The sequence below is a fragment of the Clostridium sp. X genome (assembly GCF_055755365.1).
Genome location: NZ_CM146912.1, coordinates 435,460 through 460,964, shown reverse-complemented (window position 1 = coordinate 460,964; position 25,505 = coordinate 435,460). Strand labels below are relative to the sequence as shown.

Below are 25,505 nucleotides of genomic sequence, written 5' to 3'. Positions count from 1 at the left end.
TAGAGTGGAAAGCACTTATGCTTTCCACTCTATTTTTGTTATGCAGCCATGCCGCTATGTGTATTTAAATTCTCATCTTTTTTAAACATTCTAACTATAAGCTTTAAAGCTTCATTTACAACAATTACCAAAGCAGAGGCTGATACTATTTTTATCCACATAATAGGGCTTAGTGAAACTGCATTAAAGAAGTCTGAAAATATTGTTGTTATAAATATTTGAGTAATAGCTGTTATACTTATTACTTTTAGTGCAATTGTATTGTTTTTAAAATAAGGAAGTATACTGTTTGATCCAAATTCTCTACAGTTAAATGCATTAAATAAAGCGCTAAAAGCAAATAAACCAAAGAGTACAGTCTCCATTTCACTTGGTCCAACATGCCCAGCAGGTGGAACTTCTGCACCAAGAGGATTAAAGATCATTTGTATAACTATAATACCTGTTATATATATTGCATTCAAAATCATGGTTGTCATCATGCTTTTAGTTATTATACTTGAATTTCTATTAATTGGTTTTCGGTTTAAAACAGCATCACGGACAGGCTCGAGGCCAAGAGAAAGTGCTGGTGGACCGTCCATTATGATGTTTACCCATAATAATTGAATAGTAGTAAATGGCATTGGAAAATCAAATATTACTGATAAGATAGCAGTTAAAAATGCAACTATATTAACAGTAATTTGGAACTGAATAAATCGTTGAAAGTTTTCATATATTCCACGTCCCCATTTAATACCTTTAACTATAGTTCCAAAGCTGTCATCAGTAAGAATGATATCTGCTGCATTTTTAGAAACCTCAGTACCGGCAATACCCATTGCAATACCTACATCAGCTTTAGTTAAAGCAGGGGCATCGTTTATTCCGTCACCAGTAACAGCAACAACATCACCATTTACTTGAAGAGCTTGAACTATTCTCATTTTTGTATCAGGTTTTGAACGAGCAACTATAGCTATAGTTTTTATTTCTTCTCTAAGTTCTTCATCAGTTAGTGTATCTATATAAGAAGCTTCTACAGCTCTTAGACCATCTTTTAAAAGTCCAAGATCTTCACCAATCGCTATGGCTGTATTTATATTGTCACCAGTAAGCATTTTAGTTAATACTCCAGCTTGCCTAGCAACTCTAACGGCTTCTTCAACATCTGGTCTTAATGGATCTTTTATTCCAACGAAGCCATTAAATATTAAATCATTTTCAATAACTCCTTCTTCAGAAGACATTGCAACTTCTTCATTTATATTTCTATAAGAGAAGCCAAGTACACGCATTGATCTTTTTTGAAGTCCTTCAATTTCTTTTAATATTTCTTGTTTTCTTATATTAGTAAGTTTTACAACTTTATCATCTAACTGTTCATAATGACATAAATCTAAAATAACCTCAGGAGCACCTTTAGTTAAAACAGTATGAGAATTATCTTCATGAATTATTGTACTCATTCTTTTACGTTTAGAAGTAAAAGGTATTTGGTGAAGTACTTTTGTAGATTCTCTTTCCTTTATATAATCGTAAGAGTCATTATATAGAAGGAGAGCACACTCTGTAGCACTACCTAAATATTTAACCTCATTTTCTGTTTTTTCAATATCAGCAGTAGAGTTTATTAAGCAGTTATCTATAAAAGATTTACTGCTTTGGCTTAAATCTTCTTTCTCAACAAACTTACCGTGTAAATATACCTTTTCTACAGTCATTCTATTCTGAGTTAGAGTTCCGGTCTTATCTGAACAGATTACACTTACAGAACCTATTGTTTCACAAGCTTCCTTTTTAGTAACAAGGGCATTTATTTTAGCCATCTTTTGCATAGTAATAGCAAGAGTCATGTTTATCATTGTTGGAAGGCCTTCTGGAACTGCAGCAACTATTAAAGCTACGCAAACTACAAAGGCTGTTTTAACTGGTCCGATAGAGTCTAAAAATGGAAATATTCCAGAAGTATCTACGTTTAAGGTATTAGATATAATCATTTTAGATAACATAATTATGAATAAAATAGCCGCTATAGCACTAGATAGCTTAGATATTCTAGTACCTAAATCTCCAAGCTTTATTTGAAGTGGTGTCTCAAAGTCTCCATCTTCAAGATTCTTAGCTATTCTACCCATTTCAGAAGAGTCTCCAGTAGAAGTAACTACAAATTTTCCTCTACCATATGCTACAAGGGTACCCCCAAAGACCATATTTAATTGTTTTGCAGGAATAGGCTCTTGAGTTACAGTTTTGCCTTTAGCTTCAATGGTTTCCATATCAATAATAAGATCAGCATTCTTGCTTACATCTTCGGATTCTCCGGTTAACATGTCTTCTCTTAGCTTTAAGTCCATGGTCTCAATAAGTCTTCCGTCTGCGGGAATCATATCTCCCATTTCTACATGAACTATATCTCCTGGAACTAGTTCATTTTTACTGATTTGCATTATACTTCCGTTACGAAGCACCTTAACTTCTATATTCTCTGTCATCTTTGAAAGAGCTTCTGCTGCTTTTTGTGATTTTCCTTCTGTTATAATTCCTATTGCAATACCTATAGAAACAGCGCATATAATTCCTATAGCATCGTGAAATTCACCTATTAGAGCACTTATAAGTGCAGCAACTAAAAGAATTACCATCATAGGTTCTGTTAAAGCATCTTTTATATCATCCCAAATAGAACCCTTTTCTTGTGCAGTAAATTCATTAGGGCCATACTTGTCTAATCTTGTCTTTGCTTCTGATGTTGATAAACCTTTAGAAGAATCAACGTTAAGATCATTTAAAACATTAGAAGTTTTCTCATTAAAGTATTTCATTTTATCACCTTCCCGTTAAAGTTGTACGAATTAGATTATATCATGACTAATATATAAATAATATGATATTTTATAGGAAAACGAAGGATAAGTTTGTAAAAGTTATGTGAATAGCTTATATATACATATGTTAAATTTGGTTTTCTTTGTTAAAATATTTTTAGTTTTGTAACAAAAGGTACAGAACTTACTTCATATTACACCTATAATGAGTACATAGAAACAAGTTGAGAGAATAATTCAATTTTAAATAAATATAAAGGGGGAATTTTTAATGAGTATGTTCTGTTATCAATGTCAAGAAACTGTAGGATGTAAAGGCTGTACAATAAAAGGAGTATGTGGAAAGCCAGCAGATGTAGCTAATCTACAAGATTTATTAATTCACACGCTTAAGGGAATTTCATTATATGGTTTAAAAGCTGAGGAAGCTGGAATTAAAAATAAGAAGGCAGATAAGTTTATAGTAGATTCATTATTTGCAACTATAACAAATGCTAATTTTGATAAAGAAGGTTTTGATTCAAGAATTAGAAGAGGCCTGACACTAAGAGATGAAGTTAAAGCTTCATTAATAAATGCTAAAATAAATGTAGAAGATATAACTCATGATTCAGCTTTATGGAATGGAAACACTTTAGAAGAGCTTGAAGAAAAAGCTAAAACTGTAGGAGTACTTGCAACAGAAAATGAAGATGTAAGATCTCTAAGAGAGTTATTAATATATGGAATAAAAGGTATGGCAGCATATGCTGAACATGCATTTAACTTAGGATATGAAGAAGAGGAAACTTACACATTCCTTAAAAAGGCTTTAGCATCAACAACAAAAGAATTAAGTGTAGAAGAGATGATTGCTATAGTTTTAGAAGCAGGTAAATTCGGTGTAGATGTTATGGCGTTACTTGATAAAGCAAATACTGAAAGCTACGGAAATCCAGAAATAACAAAAGTAAATATAGGTGTTAGAAATAACCCAGCTATTTTAATAAGTGGTCATGACTTAAAAGACATGGAAGAGTTATTAAAGCAAACAGAGGGAACTGGGGTAGATGTATATACTCATAGTGAAATGCTTCCAGCAAATTACTATCCAGCATTCAAGAAATATGAACACTTTGTAGGAAACTACGGAAATGCATGGTGGAAACAAAATGAAGAATTTCAAAGCTTTAATGGACCAATATTAATGACTACAAACTGTTTAGTGCCACCTAAAGATTCATATAAAGATAGAGTATACACAACAGGAGCAACTGGCTTCCCAGGATTAACTCATATTGAAGAAAGAAAAGATGGAGAGCCAAAAGATTTCTCTGCAATTATTGAACACGCTAAAAAATGTGCTTCTCCAACAGAAATTGAAAAAGGAGAAATTGTAGGAGGCTTTGCACACAACCAAGTGATGGCTTTAGCTGATAAAGTAGTAGATGCAGTTAAGAGTGGAGCAATCAGAAGATTCTTCGTAATGGCTGGATGTGACGGAAGAGCTAAGAGTAGAAATTACTACACAGACTTTGCAGCAGCACTACCAAAGGATACAGTAATTCTTACAGCAGGATGTGCTAAATACAAATATAATAAACTTAACCTTGGAGATATCGGTGGAATACCAAGAGTATTAGATGCTGGACAATGTAATGACTCATACTCATTAGCAGTTATAGCTCTTAAATTAAAAGAAGTATTTGAGCTTTCAGATATTAATGATTTACCAATTTCATTTAATATTGCTTGGTATGAGCAAAAGGCTGTAATAGTATTACTTGCATTATTATATCTTGGAGTTAAAGACATTCACTTAGGACCAACACTACCAGCATTCTTATCACCAAATGTAGCTAAAGTTTTAGTTGAAAACTTTGGAATCGCTGGAATTGGAACAGTTGAAGATGATATAGAATTATTCTTAGGAAAATAATATTTACTTTAAGGCAAAATATAAAGGATATAAAAATCTTTAAATAGATTTTTATATCCTTTTATTTTTAAAACTCTGCTAGAAGTTTTTTCCCAAAACTATTTCCAAAATTAAAGCAGTCCTCTAATTCTTCTTCTGTTGGGTTATATTTTATTTTTAATCCTTCTTGTAGCACTTTTATTTTAGCTTTTTCTAAGTGTTCAGTAAGGAGTTGAGGTGACTCTCCACTCCAACCATAGCTACCAAAAGCAGCACCTACTTTGTTTATAAACTTAAGTCCAGTTAATTCTTCTATAAAAGGGGAAAGAGAAGTTAGAATACCATTATTTACAGTAGAGGAGCCTAAAAGTATACCTTTAGCTTTGAAAATTTCTGCAATGACGTCATTTTTATCTGCTGTGGCAGCATTATAAATTTTATAGCTGACTCCAGCTTCAGCTATTCCATGAGCTATATAATCTGCCATCTTATGAGTTGCACCCCACATGGAGTTATAGAGGATGACTACACTTTTCTCGGAGTTTCCTTTAGCCCATTCATAATATTTTCCAACAATATCCATGGGATTTTTTCTCCATATAACCCCATGAGCAGGCGCTATCATATCAATAGGTAGATTGAATCCTTTTAATTCTTCTATTTTTTTCGTAACAAATCTGCTAAAAGGAGTTAGTATATTTGCGTAATATTTTAAAGCTTCTTGAGCTATTTCAACTTCATCAACTGTATCATTAAATATATCTGAAGAGGCAAAGTGTTGACCAAAGGCATCATTTGAAAATAATATATTTTTTCCAGTTAAATATGTAAACATGCTATCGGGCCAGTGAAGCATTTTTGCCTCTACAAATACAAGATCATTTTCACCTATATTTAATTTGTCCCCAGTACCTACCACTTTAAAGTTCCAATCCTTATGATAGTGTTTTTTAGTACTTTCAAGGCCAGCCTTTGACACAACAATAGTAGCATTAGGACAATATTCTAATATAGTTGATAAAGCACCAGAATGGTCAGGTTCAGCATGATTCACTACAATATAATCAATAGTACTAGGATCAACAACTTCTTTTAAGTGCTCTAAAAACATATCTGTAAGTGGTGCCCAAACTGTATCTATAAGTACAGTTTTCTCATCTTTTATAAGGTAAGAATTATATGTACTACCTCTGTGAGTTGATAATTCGTATCCATGAAAATGTCTAACTATCCAGTCGGTTCCCCCAACCCAATATACACCGTCTTTTAATTCTTTCAATATAAAACCCTCCTATCTAATTCAATATGTCCTAAGTATTAGGATTTCTTTAAATGAGAAAATTATTCCTTTTAATTTAGAGGAAATAATAAAAAAAGAACTTGCGTGGCAAGTTCTTTTTTAGAAGAGAGTTTCCTCAAGTGCTTCTAGATCTAATATAGTGATTGTTTTTTTATCAAAGTCAATTAATTCATCATTTTTCATATTAATTAACTCTCTAGAAAGGGAGGGACGAGTAGTTGCAAATTGCTCTGCCATCTCCTGTCTTGAAAAGTTTATTTTTACAACTGAACTTTTTTGTTTTTTATATTCATCTAATAAAAAGCTTGCAATTTTTTGTCTTATGGTTTGATAAGATAGATCTTTAAGTATCTTACTTAAATTTAATATTCGATTAGATAATACTCTCATAAAATTGTTCAAAAAGGTTACATTAGAGCTGCAAAGCCTTATAATGTCTTCCTGAAATATAAATAATATTTCAGAGTCTAAGGAAGAAACTATAGTTGAGGGATAGGTCTTTTTATTAGAAAAAATTATGACTTCTCCAAATATCTGACCATTTCCTAATCTATTTATGGTTACAACTTTTCCGGAAGGATAGGTCTTTTGAACTTCTATGCCACCCTCTAGAATTATACCTATACTAGATATGGGATCATCTTCAAGGGCAATAACTTCTCCCTTTTTGTACTTAGCTATTTTATAATTTGTGGCAGATAAGATTTTTGAAGTTTCTTCTGTAGTAAAGTCTTTAAATAAAGTACAAAAAGCTAACCTCTCACCAATATTTTTCATAGTGACCTCCTTAAGATATAATATATGGTTGGTAACATAGGTTACATATCTATTATAATAATACTAGTATAATAAAGTTAATAAATCAACAGGGAATAATATTTATTAGGGGGTATTATGATATGAAAAGAAAAATAATTACTATAGATGAGAAAAAGTGTAATGGATGTGGAATTTGTGTGAATGCTTGTCATGAAGGTGCTATTGAGATGGTAGATGGAAAAGCAAGATTAATAAGTGATGAATACTGTGATGGGTTAGGGGACTGCTTACCAGGATGTCCTACAGATGCCATAAAGATTATAGAAAGAGAAGCAGCAGAATATAATGAAGAGGAGGTAATGAGAAGAATGGAAGAGAGAAAGAAACAAGAAAAAGTAGGAGATATGCCATGTGGTTGTCCGGGAACTATGGCAAAGATGATTAAGAGAGAACCTATACAAAAACCGAAAGAAACTCAAGTGGCTAAAATACAAGTAAGTGGAGATTCATCAGAGAATACTTCAGAGCTAAGACAATGGCCAGTTCAAATAAAACTTATAAATACGAAAGCACAGTATTTAGAAGGGGCAGACCTTCTAATTGCAGCAGATTGTACAGCATACGCATATGCTAACTTTCACAAAGATTTTATAAAAGATAGAATTACAATGATAGGTTGTCCGAAACTTGATGATAATCAATTCTATAAAGAAAAATTAGCAGAGATATTAAGAAATAATAATATTAGAAGCATAAAGGTTATAAGAATGTCAGTACCTTGCTGTACAGGAATTGTAAACTCAGTTAAAGGAGCTATGTTAGAGGCAAATACTATTGTTCCATATAGTGAAGTTACAATAGATCCTAGTGGAAATATAGTAAATAATATATAAGTGTAAAAGTCGATTTTGTCACGTTAAAAAGCAACTACATTAAGTGGTTGCTTTTTAATATGAAAAAATAAGGCGTATGATACTAAACAAAAATTTGTATTTTGCGTAATGGACCAGTATAATAAAAACAAATAAATTATACTATACAGTATAAAAAATTTGGAGTGATAACTACATGAGTAAAACTAAAAATGCTATTTTTGAAGCAGCTATAAAGGTTTTTTCTTCTAGTGGATATAATGGAGCTACTATGGATGATATTGCATTAATGGCAGGAGTGGCAAAAGGCACATTATACTATCATTTTAAAAGTAAAGAAGAAATTTTTAAGTACATAGTAAAAGAAGGTATGAATAAAATAAAAGAGAATGTCCAAAAGAATGTTGATAATGAGGAAGATATTGTATCAAAGTTAAAAATTCTATGCAAGGTACAAATAGATTTAGTGTATAAAAATAGGGATTTTTTTAAAGTCATAATAAGTCAACTCTGGGGGACTGAATTAAGGCAATTGGAGCTTCGTGACATAGTTCAAAATTATATTATGCTAATAGAAAAATATTTAAGTGAAGCAATGGAAAAAGGAATTATTAAAAATGGAAGTACTTCTCTTAAGGCGTATACTTTTTTTGGAGCATTATGTTCAACTATTGTATATGAACTAATTAATGAAGACACAATAAATTTGGATGAGATAATAGAAAATTTAACCGATTATTTATTAAAAGGAATGACAAATTAAAATTTATATAATATTAACAAAATAACTTAAAGTCACTAAAAAGGTGATTTTAAGTTATTTTAATTTTACCATAGTATAATTGTTTACTGAGAAGTATTGACATATAAAAATAAAAGAGTTATATTTATACTGACTAGTCAGTATAAATATCTGTATAACAAATTAAATAAAGAGGTGGTTTAATGAAATTCTTAAAGATAGCAGGAAGAGATATTTTTAATATATTTAGAAACAGATTTATAAGAGTATCAATTATAGCAATTATAATCGTACCACTTTTATACAGCTTGCTGTATCTTTCTGCTTTTTGGGATCCTTACAGTAAGCTTGATGAAATGCCTGTTGCTGTGGTGAATTTAGATAAAGGAAGCATAATTGATAATAAAGAAGTGACTTATGGAAATGACATTTTGGAAGGGCTAAAGGATAATAAAAAGGTAGGATGGGATTTTGTTTCAAATGCTAAGGAAGCAAAAGAAGGTTTAGAAGGTGAAAAGTATTACGCTGTGTTTATAATTCCAGAAGACTTTTCTCAGAAAATAGCTAATGCTAAGGAGGGAAAACTTGAAAAACCTTCAATACATTATATAGCTAATGAGAAAAAGAATTTTTTGGCATCTCAAATTAATCATAGAGTTGCTTTAGAGTTGAAAAAAGATATAACGAAAAATATTACAAGTAACTTCACTGAAATAGCATTTGATAATCTTTATGACATTAAAGACGGAATGGTAAGCGCTGCTGATGGGGGTTCAAAAATATACGAGGGTATAGGAACTATAAGAAATAGTATTCCTAAAATGCAAGATGGTACGCTTAAGCTTTATGATGGGTCAAATAGACTTACAGAGGGTCTTAGTCAATTACAAGGTAAACTTCCTAAAATGAGTACTGGAATAGGGCAACTTAAAACAACAGTAGATAGCGCATCTTTAGAGTTTTTAAAACATCCAGAATTAAAAGGAGTATTACAAAAGGAAAATATTGATGGTGTTAAGACAATAATGGAGGATGCTGAAGTTCTAAGCAGAGCTGATACATCAGCTCTGCAGATAATACCATCATTAATTACAAAAGAAAATATGTTAATTGTAGATAAAACCATAAAAGATTTTGGAACTATTGATATAGAAAAGGCAAATCTATTGTTGAATATGCCAGCACTTAAAGACATTACAGAAACAAAGAATGTTGAAAATATAGGTAAATTAATAAATGATACAGAAGCATTATCAAAAGTAGATGTAGATAAAATTAAGCCACTTATAGGATTATTAAGTAATGCAGATAAGCTTACAAAAATTCTTAATGAAGCAGAAGCATTAACAACAGTTGATCTTAATAGTATGAGCAAATTTTTAAAAGATCAGCAGATAGCATCACAAAAATTTATATCCACTGCTGAAGAACTTAATAAGCATAAAGCAAAAGTTCAGAAGGCTATAAGTACTAATAGTAGTTTATCTGATGCAGAAAAACTTGAACTTACATCAATAGTTGAAGGATACGATAGGTTAACCTCAGATACTTCACACAATATGAAAAATGTAGTTTCTACTATGGATGAAGTGTCAAAAAATATTTCAAGCTTAGAAATTGTTCAAAAGGATATAAAAGATAACTCACAGCTTATAGGGGGAATTAAGACCGCATTAAGTGTAGAAAATGTAGAGTATTTAAATAAATTACTTCCACAGCTTTTAGAAATGAAAGAGGATTTACACTCTAATGCACAAAATTTAGCAAGTGTTAAGATGATTTTACAGCTTTTAAATACATCAGATGTAAAAAAATCAATTGTTAAAATAGAAGCATTACAAATGGACTTAGAAATGGCTAAACCCATAATTACAGATATAGAGAGCAAATTAACAGAAGAGCAATTAATGAGTATAAAAAACTCACCACAGTTATTGCAGCAATTATTAAAAATCAAACAGGATTTAAAGAATAATGAAAAAATCTTGGAAGTAGCTCAGAATGCATTAAATGATAATAATATAGCTATGGCTCAGCAATTAATTGGGGCTATGCCAGAATTAAATGGTGGAGTTAATAAATTATATGAAGCTTCTAATGCTTTAGAAATTGGGGTAGGTCAATTACAGGATGGTTCAGTACAACTAACTGTTGGATTAAATGAATTAAATGGTAATATGCCAGAGCTTGCAGTTGGAGTGGATAAATTATATGATGGCTCAAAGGAGTTAAGCAATAAGTTAAAAGAAGGTTCTATTAAAATTAGTAATAACTTAAAAGTTAGCAGTAAGGAAACAGGAGAATTTGTATCAGAGCCTATGGAGATTATAGAAGAACCAACAAACCATGTACCTAACTATGGAACTGGGTTTGCTCCATACTTTATTGCTATATCTTTATGGGTTGGTACACTCTTAATGTTTTTTATCATAACAGATAAGGTAGATGAAGACATAGATGCAAGTCCTGGATTTGTGGTTCTAGGAAAGTTTTTATCCTATGGATTTATAGGAATACTTCAAGCTGTATTTGTTAGTGTGGTCGTATTAATATTAGGATTAGAGCCAGCTAATGTACCATTATATTTCTTATTTAACATACTATTGTCTTTAGTTTTTATATCTATAATGCAAAGTTTGATATATTTATTAGGTCAGGTAGGTAGATTATTGGCAATGGTACTTTTTATATTACAATTAACATCCTCAGAAGGAACTTTCCCGCTGGAGCTTGTGCCTAGATTTTTTAAAGTATTAAATCCTATAATGCCATTTACGTATGCAATAGGAGGTCTTAGAGAAATAATCTCAGGAGTAAATTATTCTAATCTTTCTCAAAATACAATAGTTCTTATAGGGATTATGATAGGATTTATAGTGATTTCAGTGATAATGAAAGGGCATGCAGATAAGGTACAGGAAAGAATAAAAGATAAAATAGAATTAACAATCTAAATATAAAAAATTTCAAATAGCTTCAGCAATTAGATTTGATTTAAGTGAAGATAACTTTAAAAAAAACAAGTGTTTAGGAAGAGTTTTTTATAAAGCCTCTGTGATAGGTCCACAGAGGCTTATATCATTTTAAAATGATATAACTTTCAATTAGCTAGTGCTGAGAGTTAACTATTGGAGTGGAAATAAAATTAAACAAACAATCAATAAGTCAGTAAAATTATTTGAGAGCTGAATAATCCATAATGAACTTATAAATATTCCAATAAACATAAAAGAAAACATGAGTACAGTTTGTAGCGGTGGAAGTGTTGTTTTCTTTAATCTTAAAACAGTATATCCAATAATTCCGATTATAAATAAAGAGAAAATAGTAGGGGAATGCCAAGAGGCTACAGGAGAATGAACACTTACCATATCTATAGATATTAGTATAGGCTCGGTGTAATCTTTAAAGTTAATTATAATTAATAGTATTATTGAGAAAATTATGCCGCATGACATTGTAAGAAAATCAGTAATATTAACAAAATTTTGGCTCATAGATTTATTTGTGAATATAAAAATTAATTTAGTAATGTTAGCAACAGTAAGAAATAGTGGTAATCCAAATAAGATTAATAAAATAAATATTAACATTTATATAATTCACCTTCTATAATTATTTTACTGTATTATAAAATTCTTTCAATTCATTTTTTACTTCATTTGAAAGATTATGCCATCTAATTCCTTTTATTGCTCCTTCTATAGCATATAACCTATTAATGCAAGCTGAATTGTCTATAGATTTAATATCTAGCCAAGCCTGTGTACTTCCAATTTCTTTTAATTGCTCAAATGTTTCTATTCCAATTTCATTAAGCTGCGCTTCTAAATTATTACCTATATTAATAAGTTTACTTAATTCTCCCACTGGGTTTGCCTCCTTTTAAAATCAAAAATTTTATTGCTCTTTAAAATATTGTAATGTAAGAATCTTATGATGTGAAATTCTTGAAATAACCAGTAACTGGTTACTAAAGAAAATTGATTATATACTTATTTATTGAAGATTGTTTGCAACTGTGCTTGGCTAGGTAAGTTTTCTTTAAGGATAGTAATAATTTTATTGTAATCACTCATTTTAAAGTCAAATGCTTGTTGCATAAAACCACCTGATACATTAATCTTTACATTCTTTGAACTGATTACAATAACTTTTTCAATTTCATTCCATAATATAATCTCTTTATATCTATACATTGATATAAAACCTTTTGAACTAATTCCTTGTTTAATCCATATGCTTGCAAACATAAAAATACCTAATACTCCTATTACATAATGAATCCAAATATTTGCATAAAAATACATAATACACATCAAAATAATTACACCAAACAATACAGTGATAATTTCTACATAGCTTTTTCTTATTGGTATTATTAGTTCTTTCATATATCGTAACTGTTTTAAAATAATTGCAATAAAAAACAGTGGAATTATTAGATTAGTAATAGTCATAATATAATGACCTCCTTACAAGCAACCTCATAATATTTTGAATCCTTATGGTTCACTGCCAATGGCAATCTAGATTTTATTATTTTTATTATTTATTGCTTTTATGATATTGAATGTACAAATTATTATTACAGTACAGAGTAACACAATCAATGCTGAAATTATAGAAATCCCCCTATAGAAAACAGTAGGGGTTATGGTATTAATACTATCATAAATATTAGAATTGCTCTTGATATTCAAGATTGAGATGAATATCGGTATAGCTAATATAGTTGATAAAGTGATTTTCCAAAACTTCATTTGAATACCTCCTAATTTCACGATTTACTATTAGTAAATTGCTTACTTTAGTTAACCTTGACTTTTGTTATAAACTTTGAAGCTCCTTATTAATATTACTATTTAAAAAATTTATAATAGTATTTATAGTTTGTTTAAATAATACACTATCATATGAATTAGAAAATGGATCTGCAAAACCATGTCTTCCTTGTATAACTATAACTTGAATATTATTCTTTGTTTCAAGTTCATTCACAATTTTATCCACTTCAAATGACTTTTCCATACTTGCAAAGATTGTAAGAACTGGACATTTTGGATTAACTTTTAGAAAGTCTCTTATTCTTGTACCATAAATACAAATAACTCCATTTATATTTAGCTCACTACATATCCATGCTACTGTAGCACCTACACTGAATCCAATAACATAAATTTCTTCATATACAGAGTTATTGTTATCAATTAATTTTTTTACCTTATTAAAACAACTTTCAAATCCTACATCATCTATATAATGATTGTACGCTTCAACTTCTTCAGAATAGCTATAAGGCTGTCTATTAATCATATTTGGGCATATAACATCATATCCAAATTTCTCAATAGTGGTTTTTATGAATTTTATATGATTATTTACTCCATATATTTCATGAAGCAATATTATTAATTTATTATTCTTAACAGCTCTTTTATCCAAGTGCTACACTCCCTCTTTATTTGCTTACTCCACATTTTATGTCATTCTGTCATATACTTGTTAATTAATTCATAACATCTTTTTTTGTTGATTCGGATAAAGATAAATTATATGCAACAAATTCAAAGGTTCCATCTGTATATTGGGATGCTTCCTTATTTGCTATAGTTTCTTTCTGTTTTATCCATTTTATTTCTAAATTAACTTAGCTACAGAAGATATCAGCTCAGCTGCTGGAACTAATAAAAATTGAGCTAAAATAGTACCAGATATTAGCCCTCCTACGATGAAAATTATACATCTATTGAAATGTAATTCACTACAGTCTCCTTTTATCACGTCATCTGTTAGCATAGAGATGAATGGGTCTATGAAAATAAACATAAGTATTGTTGAGAAACCATTTACTACAGCTGATAAGGTGCTACAAGTAGTTCTTAATTCTGGATTTAAACATCCTGCATATAGTGATGCCAAAATACCCACAGTTGATACTGCAAAAGCTACTGTATTAAGTAAAATAATCTTCTTAGGTATCAGGTTAAAACTTCTTAATTGCTGAAGATTCTCTTTTTTAGGTTTTGTGACGCTATTTTTAAACTGCTCTATTCCTGATTTAGAGAAACCATGTAGTAATAATCTAGGTATAGAACGATAAATGCTAAATGATTCAACAGCTTTTCCAAATACCTTAATAAATGTTGGCATTAGAAGGGCACCTGTAATTGTTGCTAAGGTTGTAGAAAATATTATCCATCTAAATATGTACAATAAATTCTCAGGGTTTCCTGTTTTTATGGTACTTTCAATTGTTTTAGCCATTAATGGGGCTTGAATACTATTTGCAGTTCTAGAGATTAAGGCAAATATATTAAATACTGCAAAAGATATTGCTATTCGTCCTGTCCTTACCCCAACAATTCTTACTGAATAGGATAGAGTTGAAATTACATAAATTATAAATGTAAGAATTAACACTATTATTATTTGTTTAGGCATTTTGCTTCTCCCTTTATAATGGTTAGATTCCCAAAAATCTACAAGTATTTGCTAATTTATACTTTAATTATATAGTAAATATAACATAAATTTCAATTATAAGGAATGAAACTGAAGATAAATTACTCTTCCAAAATCATTGATTTTCAGCATTTTATAGAATATAATGATAGATGAAAAAAGAATAAAGACAGTTCGTAACCATCCTGTCTATAAACAAAACTAGGACTAACTACGGGTTTAGGTAGTTTTTTTGTTTATGGAGGGCGTACGCCCTTTTTGTTTTGCAAAAAATTATTAAATTGTGGTTATTTAGTTATGAGAGTAAGGAGAAATACAATGAAAAAGATAGGGTTAACAACAACAGTACCCATTGAAGTTTTAATTGCTGCAGGATATACACCAGTAGATTTAAATAATATTTTTATAACTTCAGAAAGTTACTTAAAATATATAGATATAGCTGAGAGAGACGGATTTCCCAAAAGCTTATGTGCTTGGATAAAAGGACTCTATGGAGTTTGTTTAGAAGAAAATATTGAAGAAATAGTAGGAGTTATAGGTGGAGATTGTTCGAACACTAAGGCTCTTGTTGAGGTTCTTGAATTAAAAGGTATAAAGGTTTATCCATTTTCTTTTCCACATGGTCGTAAGCTAGAAGAAGTAGAAAGTGAAATTAAAAAATTTATGGATATGTTTAATGTAAGTGAGGCAGAAGTTGAGAGAGTTCGAAAAAGATTAAATGAAGTTAGAAAACTAGGCAAAGAAATAGATGAACTTACATATGCAGAGAATAAAGCTACTGGTTTTGAGAATCATCTATATCAGGTAAGTTTGAGTGATTTTAATGGTGATGTTGATGTATTTGAAGATGATCTTAAAAAAACAATCCATAATATAGAGAAGAGAGAGCCAATAAATAAGAAATTAAGATTAGGATATATAGGTGTTCCTCCAATGACTGGAGATATATATGAGTTTGTTGAAAAGTTCCATGCTCATTTTGTATACAACGAGGTTCAAAGAGAGTTTGCTTTTCCAAGGGGAGATAAAGCTTTAAATATATTTGAACAATATTATGATTATACTTATCCATATGATACAAAATTTAGAATTACGGAATTAAAGAAGCAAATCAAAGAGAGAAAGCTAGATGGCATAATTCACTATACGCAGGCCTTTTGTCATAGAGCAGTTGAAGATATAGTGCTTAAAAGTCAATTAGATATTCCGATTTTAAATATTGAAGGAGACAAGTTAAATACATTAGATGCAAGAACTAAGCTAAGATTAGAAGCCTTTCTAGATATGCTTCTTGATTTAAAGGAGGCTGAAAGATGCGAATTTTAGGAATAGATCTTGGAAGTAGAGAAGTTAAGATTGTTTTAATGGAAGATAATAATATAGTAGAGAAGAAAAAAATAAGCACAATGAGCTTTTATAGAGACTACTGTACTTTCGATGGAAAGGTAGTTGTTGATTTAGAAAAGCTTTCTATAGGTGAAGTTGATAGAGCAGTGTCTACAGGATATGGAAAAAATAATACTGATTTAAAACTTTTCACTCCAATAAATGAGATAAAAGCCCATATTTATGGAGCAATTTATCAAACTCATTTAAAGGATTTTATACTTCTTGATGTAGGTGGTCAAGATGTTAAGGTTGTTAAAGTGGAAAAGGGTGTTACTACAGATTTGGAGCTAAATGAAAAATGTGCGGCTTCTTGTGGAAGATATTTAGAGAATATGGCAAACGTACTTGAAATATCTCTTGATGAAATGAGTAAGCACTCAGAAAATCCTGTGGAGTTAAATTCAACTTGTGCGGTATTTTCTGAATCAGAACTTATTGGAAAGATAGCTGAAGGCATAAGTATTGAAAGACTATGCTCAGGAGTGAACTACTCGTTATATAAGAGGCTACAGAATCTTCTAAATAAATTTAGAGGTAAAAAGCTAGTTTTAACAGGTGGTGTTGCAAATAATATTGCAATAAGAGAATACCTAAAAAAAGATTATGAAGAAATAGTATCTGTAGAAGAGCCTCAATTTAATGGAGCCATTGGTTGTTGTTATTATGGAAGCAAGATTCTCAGATAGATTTAGGGGGAAGAGATATGTACATTTTAAAAGCAGAACACAGTTTTGATAGTGCTCATTTTCTTGCTAGATATGAAGGTAAATGTGCAAATATTCATGGACATAGATGGAAGGTTGAAATTGAAGTACAATCAGAAACTTTAGTAAGTAGTGGCCAACTTGATGGTATGGTAATTGACTTTGGAGATTTAAAAACAGATGTTAAGGCTATGGCAGACTATTACGATCATGCCTTAATAATTGAAAGTGGAACTATGAGAAAAGAGACTCTAGGTTGTATATTAGAAGATGGATTTAGAGTAATAGAAGTAAACTTTAGACCAACAGCAGAAAATTTTGCAGCACATTTCTTTAAAGAGATGAAGAATAAAGGATATAGCGTAAAGAGAGCTACAGTTTACGAAACACCTACTAATAGTGCTGTGTATGAAGAAAGTGGTGCGAGTTAAGATGAATTTTAAGGTAGTTGAAAAGTTTGTTAGTATTAATGGAGAAGGACAGCGTTGTGGACAATTAGCTGTATTCATAAGATTTGCAGGCTGTAATTTAAAATGTAGCTATTGCGATACTATGTGGGCTAATGAAGAAAATATAGCTTATAAGTCAATGTCTACAGAGGAAATATATGAATATATTAAATCTACAGGTGTTAAAAATATAACATTAACTGGAGGAGAGCCTCTTCTTCAAGAAGGAATAATAGAATTGTTAGAACTTCTTTCTAAAGATAGAGAACTTCATGTTGAAATAGAGACTAATGGAAGTGTATTTCTTAATAAGTTTGCTACAATAGAAAATCCACCAAGTTTCACTATGGATTATAAGCTTCCATCAAGTAATATGGAAGAGAAAATGTTAGTAGAAAATTTTAGTTATTTAACTATGAAAGATACAGTTAAGTTTGTATCAGGTAGCACTAAAGACTTAGATAAAGTTAAATATATAGTAGATAAATATAATCTTATAGATAAAACTAGTATTTATATTAGTCCTGTATTTGGAGAAATTCAGTTAGATGATATTGTAGAGTTTATGAAAAAGCATAAAATGAACGGGGTTAATCTACAGGTTCAACTTCATAAAGTTATATGGGAACCAAGTAAAAGAGGTGTATAATTGTGGCAATCGATATAAAAGCAATTGAAGAACATATAAAGGGAATTTTAGTAGCATTAGGTGATAATCCAGATAGAGAAGGATTAAAGGATACACCAAGACGTGTTGCTAAAATGTATGAGGAAGTATTTCAAGGAATGTGTTTTACTAATGATGAAATTGCAAATATGTTTAATACTACCTTTGAGGATGATTTAACTATAGAAGAGAACTCAAATGATATGATTTTTATGAAGGATATAGAGATATTTAGCTATTGTGAACATCATTTAGCATTAATGTATAATATGAAGGTGGCAGTGGCATATGTACCAAATGGAAAAGTTATTGGACTGAGTAAAATAGCTAGAATAGCGGATATGGTTGGTAGGAGGCTACAACTTCAAGAAAAAATTGGAATTGATATTGCAGAAATCATGCAAAAGATAACTGATTCAGAGGACGTAGCAGTTATTATACAAGGAGAGCATGGATGCATGACTGCTAGAGGAATACAAAAACCAGGAACTAAAACAATATCTACTACTTTAAGAGGAAAGTTTAATACTGATGCAATGTTAAATAATAAATTAATGATGCTTTATACAAAATAGCTAAAATAAAAATTTAGGGGTGTAGTAATAAATGAATAAAGAAAAAGCTGTAGTGGTATTTAGTGGTGGTCAAGATAGCACAACCTGTTTATTTTGGGCTAAGAAAAAATTTAAAGAAGTTATAGCAGTATCTTTTGATTATAATCAAAAGCATAAGTTAGAGTTAGAGTGTGCAAAGGATATATGTAAAAAGCATGGCATAGAGCATCATATGCTGGATTTAAACTTATTAAATCAATTGGCGCCAAATTCATTAACAAGGCAAGATATAGATGTAGATAAAAGTGCACCGAAAGAGGGACTCCCTAACTCTTTTGTTGATGGAAGAAACTTATTATTTCTAACCTTTGTTGCAGTTTTTGCAAAGCAAAGAGGAATAAATAAAATAATAACAGGGGTGTCTCAAAGTGATTTTAGTGGATACCCAGACTGTAGAGATGTATTCATAAAGTCTTTGAATGTTACATTAAATTTATCTATGGATTATCAGTTTGAAATTTTTACTCCACTAATGTGGATAGATAAAGCAGAAACCTGGAAAATGGCTTATGATTTAGGTGCCTTTGATATTGTTAAAGAAGAAACTTTAACTTGTTATAATGGAATAAGAGGCAATGGCTGCGGAGAATGCCCAGCTTGCAAACTAAGGAAAAATGGGTACTTAGAGTTTAAAAAGAAACATTTATTATAGATATAACCTGATATAATAATTCTATAGAAGTAAATTTGATGCATTGATACATGAAGTAACAGTTCTTGAATCAGTGCATTTTGTTTTATACAAAGCTTGAATAAATAGTACTGAATTTCCGTGGTAATTTGAGGAAAAATAGGAATTAATTGCAGTTAGATTATACAAATAGTATGTGTTAGAATATCCTTAGCTTAATTAACACTTTGTTTACAAATTTAAATTGTCAGTGTATAAGAGTATACATTAGATATTATAAGGAGAGGAAAAACATATGAAGAAAAGCCCATGGCTTAAAAGTGGAATTGTATTTTTAGTTTTTAATATATTTATAACTATGTTTTCTGGTACAAGCCTTTTAACTACAAAAGCTAGTGCTGCAGAAGCTATACCTCAAGTAGCAATTGCTTCTTTAGATCATCATCCTTTTGTAAAAGGAGATAGGAATTCTTTCTTTATCTCAACTAAGAATTATACGGGAAAGGTTCAATATCAACTTTTCTACACTTCTAAAGGAATTATGGGAGATAAGTGGGAATTGATAAATAATGCTCAAACAACTAATGGTTGGACAGGAGCATTTGATGCAAAAGAACCTATTGAATTTGATATAACGAGCTTAAATCTTAAAGAAGAGTATTATAGATTTGCAATTCGTGTTAAAAGAGTAGGGGTTAAGGGAAAATACAGCAATGCTTATGGAGAATATGATAGCGCTTATCCTTTCACATCTTCAGTAGTTAAAAGTGTTCCTTCAAGCTTAAATGGAGATATGCAAATAGATAAAACTGTATATACTCAAAGTGATAAATTAAATATAACTGGAGTTACTGGAGCTGCTGATACTACAAAGTATAAGCTTCATCTTTATGATGTTAAGAATAATAAATGGTTAGAGAATTTAACTGATTATAGCAGTAACATTAGTTATTCTTTAAGAAATCTTGCACCAGGTCCATATATTGTTGACATATGGGCAAAGGACGATAAATCTAATTCTAAATATGATGCATGGAAATTAAAAACTATAAATATAGTAGAAGAAGAGTATCCCCAAATAGGAATGGTATCTTTAGATCATTCTCCTTTTGTAGAAGGAGATAATAATAAATTTTTCATAACTTCTAAGGAATATAGTGGACAAGTACAGTATCAGTTATTCTATACATGTAAAACTACAATGGGTAATAATTGGAAGCTTATAGAAAATGAAGATACAGTAGAAGGCTGGACAAAACCAGTAGATGCAAAAGAAGTAATTACTTTTGATATTAGTAAGTTAAATATGAAAGCGGATTATTATAGATTTGCAATAAGAGTAAAAAGAGTTGGTGTTGAAGGAAAATTCAGCAATCAATACGGAAGTTATGATTATGCTCATCCTTTTACCTTTAATGTGGTTAAAAGCACAGGAGTTCATTTAAAGGATGATATGATAATAGACAAGTTAGAATATGCAAACAATGATAATTTATTAATCAGTGGGGTTAATAATGTTTCAAATGTTCAATATAAGCTTCATTTATATGATGTAACAAATAATGTATGGTTAACAGGCTTAACTGATTATAGAGATAAAATTGACTATGATTTAAGCAGTATTAAGCCAGGAGTTTATGTAGTTGATATATGGGGTAAAAATCCTAAGTCTTCTGCTCAATATGATGCATGGAAGTTAAAAGTTATTAATGTAAACTCTGAGATGAAGAAAATTACTAGTATAGAGAATTTAACTGCAAATGTATTTAAAGGTGACAGTTATACCCTGCCGCAAAGTATTAAAGCTACCTTTGAAGATGGAACAACAGCTAATAAACAAGTTATTTGGAATGGAACAGTTAATACAAGCAAAACTGGTGTATTTAGCTTTGAAGGAACTGTTAAGGGATATGAAGGTAAAGCTGAGTTAGAGTTAACTGTAGTTGAAGGTAGAGGAAATTCAGCAGGTAATATAATGAATTTAGGTATTGTTGTAGAAAAGGATGAATGGATTTATTATTTAAGTGATAATGATGATGGAAAACTTTATAAAGTAAAAAAAGATGGAAGTAACAGAACTAAAGTAAGTGATGATAATGGAATGTATCTTAATATTGTAGGAGACTTTCTATACTACTGTAATCTTTCTGATGAAGGAAAGCTATATAAGATAAAAATAGATGGAACAGAAAGAACAAAATTAAGTGATGATGTTGCAGAGCAAATTATAGTAGATAAAGACTGGATATACTATACAAATAGTTCAGATGAAACAATTAATCTTTATAAGGTTAAAACTGATGGAACAAGTAGAACTAAGTTAAATAGTGATGAAACTTTAAATCCTAATATAGATAATGGATATATATATTATATAAATAATTTAGATAGTAAAATATACAAAGTAAAGACTGATGGAAGCGGAAGAGCTAAAGTTAGTGATGAAGTTGCAGGGTTTATAAGTGTGGACAACGGATGGATTTACTATTCAAATGCAGAAGACGCTAAAATCTATAAGATAAAAACTAATGGTACAGGAAAAGTAGCAATGATGGGTCAGTCTGGTATGTTCTTAAATGTACAAAATGGATGGCTTTACTATACTGATTTAGAAACAGAAGGGCACCTATATAAAATAAACCTTGCAGGAACAACTAAGACAGCTGTAATTTCTCATGGAGCTGTATTCTATAGTATTATTGGAGATAATATATACTACGCAAATACTGAAGATGAATTTAAGCTTTATAAAACTACAGCAACAAGTGGAGAAGATACAGTTTTGGAAGCAATTGAAGTTGTAGAGGAAACTCAAGAGAATTAGTAAAATACAATGTTAAGAACAAGTGCTTGCCTCTAAATAGTAGAGGCAGGCACTTATTTTAGTGTATAATAATATGGTCAAGTGTAAATGTTAAGAGGCAGCCTCTTAACATTTTTATAAGGAAGAGGGGAAATAATTTGAGACAAGAATTAAAAGCAGATTTGGCGTTATTATCAGTAACGCTGGTATGGGGGACAAGTTTCCCTATTATGAGTGTAGCATTAAAGGAGACAGGACCATATACATTTTTGGCTTATAGGTACCTTGCTGCTTCATTAATCCTACTTTTTGTAGTTTTTAAGAGGCTGAAAACTATTGATAAAAAAACATTAAAAGCAGGATTGTTTATTGGATTTCCTCTTTTTGTAGGGTGCATTCTTCAAATCGTAGGACTCGTATACACAACTCCAAGTAAGTCTGGTTTTCTTACTGGAATGAATGTGATTTTTGTACCTTTTTTTATGGCTCTAGTTTATAAGCAGATGCCGGACGCAAAAAGTGTTGCTGGAGTAATTTTTTCAGTAATAGGACTTAGTGTAATGTCCTTAGATACAAATGTTAGTATGAATTTTGGAGATTTACTTACTCTAATTTCGGCTGTGGCTTTTGCAGTTCAAATTATATTCGTTGATAAGTATGCAAGAGATGTGGACATAGTTTTAATAAGCTTTCTACAGATGTTTGTTGTAGGAATTTTGTCATTTATTCCCGCAGTAATTTTCGAAGGATTAAAGTTTCCAGTTAATAAGTTTTCTGTTTCTTCAGTTATATTTACTGCTATATTTTGCTCTATATACGCTTACTATGTTCAGAATAAGATGCAGCCATATACAAAGCCTACTCATGCAGCTATAATATTTTTGATGGAACCTGTATTTAGTGCTATTTTCTCAACTTTTATAGGAGATACATTAAGTGGAAAATCATTAATGGGATGTTTATTAATCTTATTCGGTATGGTAGTAATTAATATAAAGCTACCTAAAAGAGTAGTACAGCTAGAAATTAAGGATTAATTATAGTTAATAACATATAAAAAAAGTTTACAGCAGAGTTACTGTAAACTTTTTTTATATTGAATTTAGACAAATTTGTTCATAGGCTTCGAAAGTCTTCTGGGCAGTTATTTTCCAAGAAAATTTAGAGGCTTGTTTTAATCCTCTTTCACTTAAATTTTTCCTAAGACTTTCATCATTTAGTAGTTTTTCTAAGGACTGTGTTAATTCATCTTCACTGTATGGATTAATAAGTAATCCGCTATCCTCAACTACTTCAGGAATAGAAGTAACATTAGAAGTAATTACAGGGGTTCCACAGCTCATAGCCTCTAGAGGGGGTAATCCAAATCCTTCGTACAAGGAAGGGTATACAAAAACCTCACAGGCATTGTAGAAAACAGGCAATTCTTCTTGAGGTATAAATCCAGTGAAGATTATTTTAGAAGCTAAATAAGAATATTCACTACTTAGGTATTCACCTAAGTCTTTTTTTGCACCCGCAATAACTAAGTTATAATCTTCATTAGTATTTGAGATTATTTTTATAAAAGAGTTTATCAAAGCTTTAACATTTTTTCTAGCACTAAACCCACCAATATAAAGTATAAATGGTTTTTCTAAACTATACTTAGACTTAAGAAGATTTTTACAATAGTCTTTATCTAAAGGTCTATATATGCTATCAGCAGCCAAAGGAGTTACGAATATTTTATTTGGATCTATAGGAAAGAATCTGAGTATGTCCCTTTTTGAATATTCGGATACGGTTATTATGCCATCTACATTTTGAATAATATTAGGAACTTCTCTTAAAAACTTTAATAAGTATCCATTGCCAACAGTTTCAGGCATAATATAAGGAATTAAATCATGAACTGTTATGACCTTTTTACAATGTATATCAGTATTTAATCCGATTCCGTTTTGAGGAACGTGATATATATCCATTGATTCTCTCTCTAAATCACTATAAAAATAATTTTGTTCAAAAAACTTTGGATGCTTTTTAGAGGTAAAAATTATATCTACATTATCTCTCTTATAGCAATCATTAACTTCTTCTGACCAGTAAAGTCTATAGTAATTATCTTTATACAATTCTAGTAGGTTTTTAACCACATTGTCTGTATAAGTACCAATTCCAGTACCCTTATACCAATTGATACCTCTAGCATCAATTGCTATTCTCATTTAATCCTCTCCTTAAAATAATCCCTATATATTCATTAATATTAATTAAGGGAAAAAGTGTGATAAATTAATCTCTATTTACATTATTCACATACTAAAAAAAATATTCATATACTGAAAAGGAGAAAAAGATTTTGGGGGAAGATTTCTTGGATACAAATATCGTAAAAGAAATCCTAAATAATAATTATGAGCTGGATATAAGTGAAGTTGAAAGTATGAAAAATATTTGTAAAGTAATTACTCCAAGTAAGAGTTACTGTTTGAAGGTCATAAAATATGAATTTAAACACTTCTTTTTTATTCTAAATGCTATAAAGCATCTTCAATCTAGAGGTTTCTATAAGATACCTGAAATAATAAAGACAAGAAATGGAGTTGAATATATAAAGCTTGGAGATAGTTATGCTTATTTAAACACTTGGGTTGATGCAAGACTTTCAAACTATGATAATCCAATAGATGTAACTATGGCCACCTTAAAATTAGCTGAGCTTCATGAGAAAAGTCAGGGGTTTACGGTTACTAATGATATGAAGCCAAGAATAGGATGGTTAAAGTGGATAACAACATATAAAACAAGAAAAGATGAGATTTTAGATTTTAAGAATAGAATTAGTAAAAAGGAGAAAACTTCGGAATTTGATGAAATGTATCTTAGAATCATGGAAGATGAACTAGATAGAGCGAGTAGGTCATTAAATAATTTAATGAACAGTGAGTACATCAGTAAAATGAAGAAAGAAATATTATTTAGAGGTTTTTGTCATCATGATTATGCTTACCATAATGTACTAATAGATAAAGAGAATTGTGTAAACATAATAGATTTTGATTATTGTATTCTAGATACTCATCTTCATGATTTAGCGAGTCTTATAATTAGGGTAATGAAATATGGAAAGTGGGACGTGAATAAAGCAAAAGAAATTCTTCAGGTATATAGTTCTATAAAGAGTATAGACAAAGAAGACTTACCTATAATTGCTGCTTTTATAGAGTTTCCACAAGATTATTGGCAAAGAGGAATTCAATATTATTGGGAAAACAAACCATGGGGAGAAGGTTTTTTCATAAAGAAATTAGAAAAATATATTGGAGACAGGGAACAAAGACAAGAGTTTGCGGAGGAACTTAGAAAATGTAATTGGTTATGATGATTAATAATAAAAAATAGATAGAGGTGAAGT

23 protein-coding genes are annotated in these 25,505 nt (G+C 30.3%); 13 read left to right on the top strand and 10 right to left on the bottom strand.

Going from position 1 to position 25,505, the window contains the following annotated elements; translation table 11 throughout:
- Positions 1–38 precede the first annotated feature (38 nt).
- Positions 39–2,807 carry a calcium-translocating P-type ATPase, PMCA-type gene (locus ACX0KU_RS02255; protein ID WP_472991302.1) on the bottom strand — a complete coding sequence of 923 codons (2,769 nt, stop codon included), beginning with the start codon at positions 2,805–2,807 and terminating at the stop codon, positions 39–41.
- A 274-nt stretch (positions 2,808–3,081) separates the two neighbouring features.
- On the opposite strand from ACX0KU_RS02255, the gene hcp reads away from it, so the two are divergent.
- Entirely contained in the window at positions 3,082–4,728 is a 1,647-nt protein-coding gene (gene hcp / locus ACX0KU_RS02250; RefSeq protein WP_472991301.1) for a hydroxylamine reductase, read from the top strand.
- 67 nt (positions 4,729–4,795) lie between these two features.
- Here the strand turns inward: hcp and ACX0KU_RS02245 are convergent, their stop codons facing one another.
- Both ACX0KU_RS02245 and ACX0KU_RS02240 read right to left on the bottom strand, forming a co-directional pair.
- Positions 4,796–5,986, bottom strand: coding sequence for an oxygen-binding di-iron domain-containing protein (locus tag ACX0KU_RS02245; RefSeq protein WP_472991300.1), 1,191 nt, complete (start codon positions 5,984–5,986; stop codon positions 4,796–4,798).
- 120 nt (positions 5,987–6,106) lie between these two features.
- Positions 6,107–6,784 carry a Crp/Fnr family transcriptional regulator gene (locus ACX0KU_RS02240; protein WP_472991299.1) on the bottom strand — a complete coding sequence of 226 codons (678 nt, stop codon included), beginning with the start codon at positions 6,782–6,784 and terminating at the stop codon, positions 6,107–6,109.
- A gap of 122 nt (positions 6,785–6,906) precedes the next feature.
- Between ACX0KU_RS02240 and ACX0KU_RS02235 the strand changes: the two genes are divergently transcribed.
- The 3 genes from ACX0KU_RS02235 to ACX0KU_RS02225 all read left to right on the top strand — a co-directional run bounded on the left by ACX0KU_RS02235 (position 6,907) and on the right by ACX0KU_RS02225 (position 11,334).
- Positions 6,907–7,659, top strand: a complete 753-nt coding sequence (locus tag ACX0KU_RS02235) for an ATP-binding protein (RefSeq protein WP_472991298.1) — start codon at positions 6,907–6,909, stop codon at positions 7,657–7,659.
- Positions 7,660–7,834: 175 nt separating this feature from the next.
- Positions 7,835–8,401, top strand: a complete 567-nt coding sequence (locus ACX0KU_RS02230) for a TetR/AcrR family transcriptional regulator (protein ID WP_472991297.1) — start codon at positions 7,835–7,837, stop codon at positions 8,399–8,401.
- A gap of 182 nt (positions 8,402–8,583) precedes the next feature.
- Positions 8,584–11,334, top strand: a complete 2,751-nt coding sequence (locus tag ACX0KU_RS02225) for a YhgE/Pip family protein (protein ID WP_472991296.1) — start codon at positions 8,584–8,586, stop codon at positions 11,332–11,334.
- Between the two features lie 171 nt (positions 11,335–11,505).
- Here the strand turns inward: ACX0KU_RS02225 and ACX0KU_RS02220 are convergent, their stop codons facing one another.
- The 6 genes from ACX0KU_RS02220 to ACX0KU_RS02195 form a co-directional block, all read right to left on the bottom strand.
- The gene (locus ACX0KU_RS02220; RefSeq protein WP_472991295.1) at positions 11,506–11,973 is read right to left on the bottom strand and encodes a DUF6688 domain-containing protein; all 468 of its coding nucleotides are present in this window, start codon (positions 11,971–11,973) and stop codon (positions 11,506–11,508) included.
- A 22-nt stretch (positions 11,974–11,995) separates the two neighbouring features.
- Positions 11,996–12,250: a TfoX/Sxy family protein gene (locus tag ACX0KU_RS02215; protein WP_472991294.1), complete on the bottom strand. Its 255-nt coding sequence runs from the start codon at positions 12,248–12,250 to the stop codon at positions 11,996–11,998.
- A 125-nt stretch (positions 12,251–12,375) separates the two neighbouring features.
- Positions 12,376–12,840, bottom strand: a complete 465-nt coding sequence (locus ACX0KU_RS02210; protein ID WP_472991293.1) for a hypothetical protein — start codon at positions 12,838–12,840, stop codon at positions 12,376–12,378.
- 69 nt (positions 12,841–12,909) lie between these two features.
- The gene (locus ACX0KU_RS02205) at positions 12,910–13,143 is read right to left on the bottom strand and encodes a hypothetical protein (protein WP_472991292.1); all 234 of its coding nucleotides are present in this window, start codon (positions 13,141–13,143) and stop codon (positions 12,910–12,912) included.
- Between the two features lie 67 nt (positions 13,144–13,210).
- Positions 13,211–13,825, bottom strand: a complete 615-nt coding sequence (locus ACX0KU_RS02200) for a dienelactone hydrolase family protein (protein WP_472991291.1) — start codon at positions 13,823–13,825, stop codon at positions 13,211–13,213.
- A gap of 195 nt (positions 13,826–14,020) precedes the next feature.
- Complete coding sequence (locus tag ACX0KU_RS02195; protein ID WP_472991290.1) at positions 14,021–14,824, bottom strand: lipid II flippase Amj family protein; 804 nt, start codon at positions 14,822–14,824, stop codon at positions 14,021–14,023.
- A gap of 339 nt (positions 14,825–15,163) precedes the next feature.
- On the opposite strand from ACX0KU_RS02195, the gene ACX0KU_RS02190 reads away from it, so the two are divergent.
- From ACX0KU_RS02190 to ACX0KU_RS02155, 8 genes are all read left to right on the top strand, one after another.
- Positions 15,164–16,174 carry a 2-hydroxyacyl-CoA dehydratase family protein gene (locus ACX0KU_RS02190; protein WP_472991289.1) on the top strand — a complete coding sequence of 337 codons (1,011 nt, stop codon included), beginning with the start codon at positions 15,164–15,166 and terminating at the stop codon, positions 16,172–16,174.
- On the top strand, positions 16,162–16,923 hold the full coding sequence (locus ACX0KU_RS02185; RefSeq protein ID WP_472991288.1) for an acyl-CoA dehydratase activase: 762 nt from the start codon (positions 16,162–16,164) through the stop codon (positions 16,921–16,923). Before ACX0KU_RS02190 ends, ACX0KU_RS02185 begins: the two co-directional genes overlap by 13 nt.
- A 17-nt stretch (positions 16,924–16,940) precedes the next feature.
- On the top strand, positions 16,941–17,372 hold the full coding sequence (gene queD / locus ACX0KU_RS02180) for a 6-carboxytetrahydropterin synthase QueD (RefSeq protein ID WP_472991287.1): 432 nt from the start codon (positions 16,941–16,943) through the stop codon (positions 17,370–17,372).
- Between the two features lies 1 nt (position 17,373).
- Positions 17,374–18,039, top strand: coding sequence for a putative 7-carboxy-7-deazaguanine synthase QueE (queE, locus tag ACX0KU_RS02175; RefSeq protein ID WP_472991286.1), 666 nt, complete (start codon positions 17,374–17,376; stop codon positions 18,037–18,039).
- Positions 18,040–18,041: 2 nt separating this feature from the next.
- The gene (gene folE / locus ACX0KU_RS02170; protein WP_472991285.1) at positions 18,042–18,632 is read left to right on the top strand and encodes a GTP cyclohydrolase I FolE; all 591 of its coding nucleotides are present in this window, start codon (positions 18,042–18,044) and stop codon (positions 18,630–18,632) included.
- Between the two features lie 31 nt (positions 18,633–18,663).
- The gene (gene queC / locus ACX0KU_RS02165) at positions 18,664–19,323 is read left to right on the top strand and encodes a 7-cyano-7-deazaguanine synthase QueC (RefSeq protein WP_472991284.1); all 660 of its coding nucleotides are present in this window, start codon (positions 18,664–18,666) and stop codon (positions 19,321–19,323) included.
- A gap of 274 nt (positions 19,324–19,597) precedes the next feature.
- Positions 19,598–22,126, top strand: coding sequence for a DUF5050 domain-containing protein (locus ACX0KU_RS02160; protein ID WP_472991283.1), 2,529 nt, complete (start codon positions 19,598–19,600; stop codon positions 22,124–22,126).
- A 137-nt stretch (positions 22,127–22,263) separates the two neighbouring features.
- Positions 22,264–23,142 carry a DMT family transporter gene (locus ACX0KU_RS02155; protein ID WP_472991282.1) on the top strand — a complete coding sequence of 293 codons (879 nt, stop codon included), beginning with the start codon at positions 22,264–22,266 and terminating at the stop codon, positions 23,140–23,142.
- Positions 23,143–23,196: 54 nt separating this feature from the next.
- Here the strand turns inward: ACX0KU_RS02155 and ACX0KU_RS02150 are convergent, their stop codons facing one another.
- Positions 23,197–24,315: a glycosyltransferase family 4 protein gene (locus ACX0KU_RS02150; protein WP_472991281.1), complete on the bottom strand. Its 1,119-nt coding sequence runs from the start codon at positions 24,313–24,315 to the stop codon at positions 23,197–23,199.
- A 149-nt stretch (positions 24,316–24,464) separates the two neighbouring features.
- Between ACX0KU_RS02150 and ACX0KU_RS02145 the strand changes: the two genes are divergently transcribed.
- Positions 24,465–25,472 (top strand): CotS family spore coat protein, encoded by a 1,008-nt coding sequence (locus ACX0KU_RS02145; RefSeq protein WP_472991280.1) that lies wholly within the window; start codon positions 24,465–24,467, stop codon positions 25,470–25,472.
- Positions 25,473–25,505 lie beyond the last annotated feature (33 nt).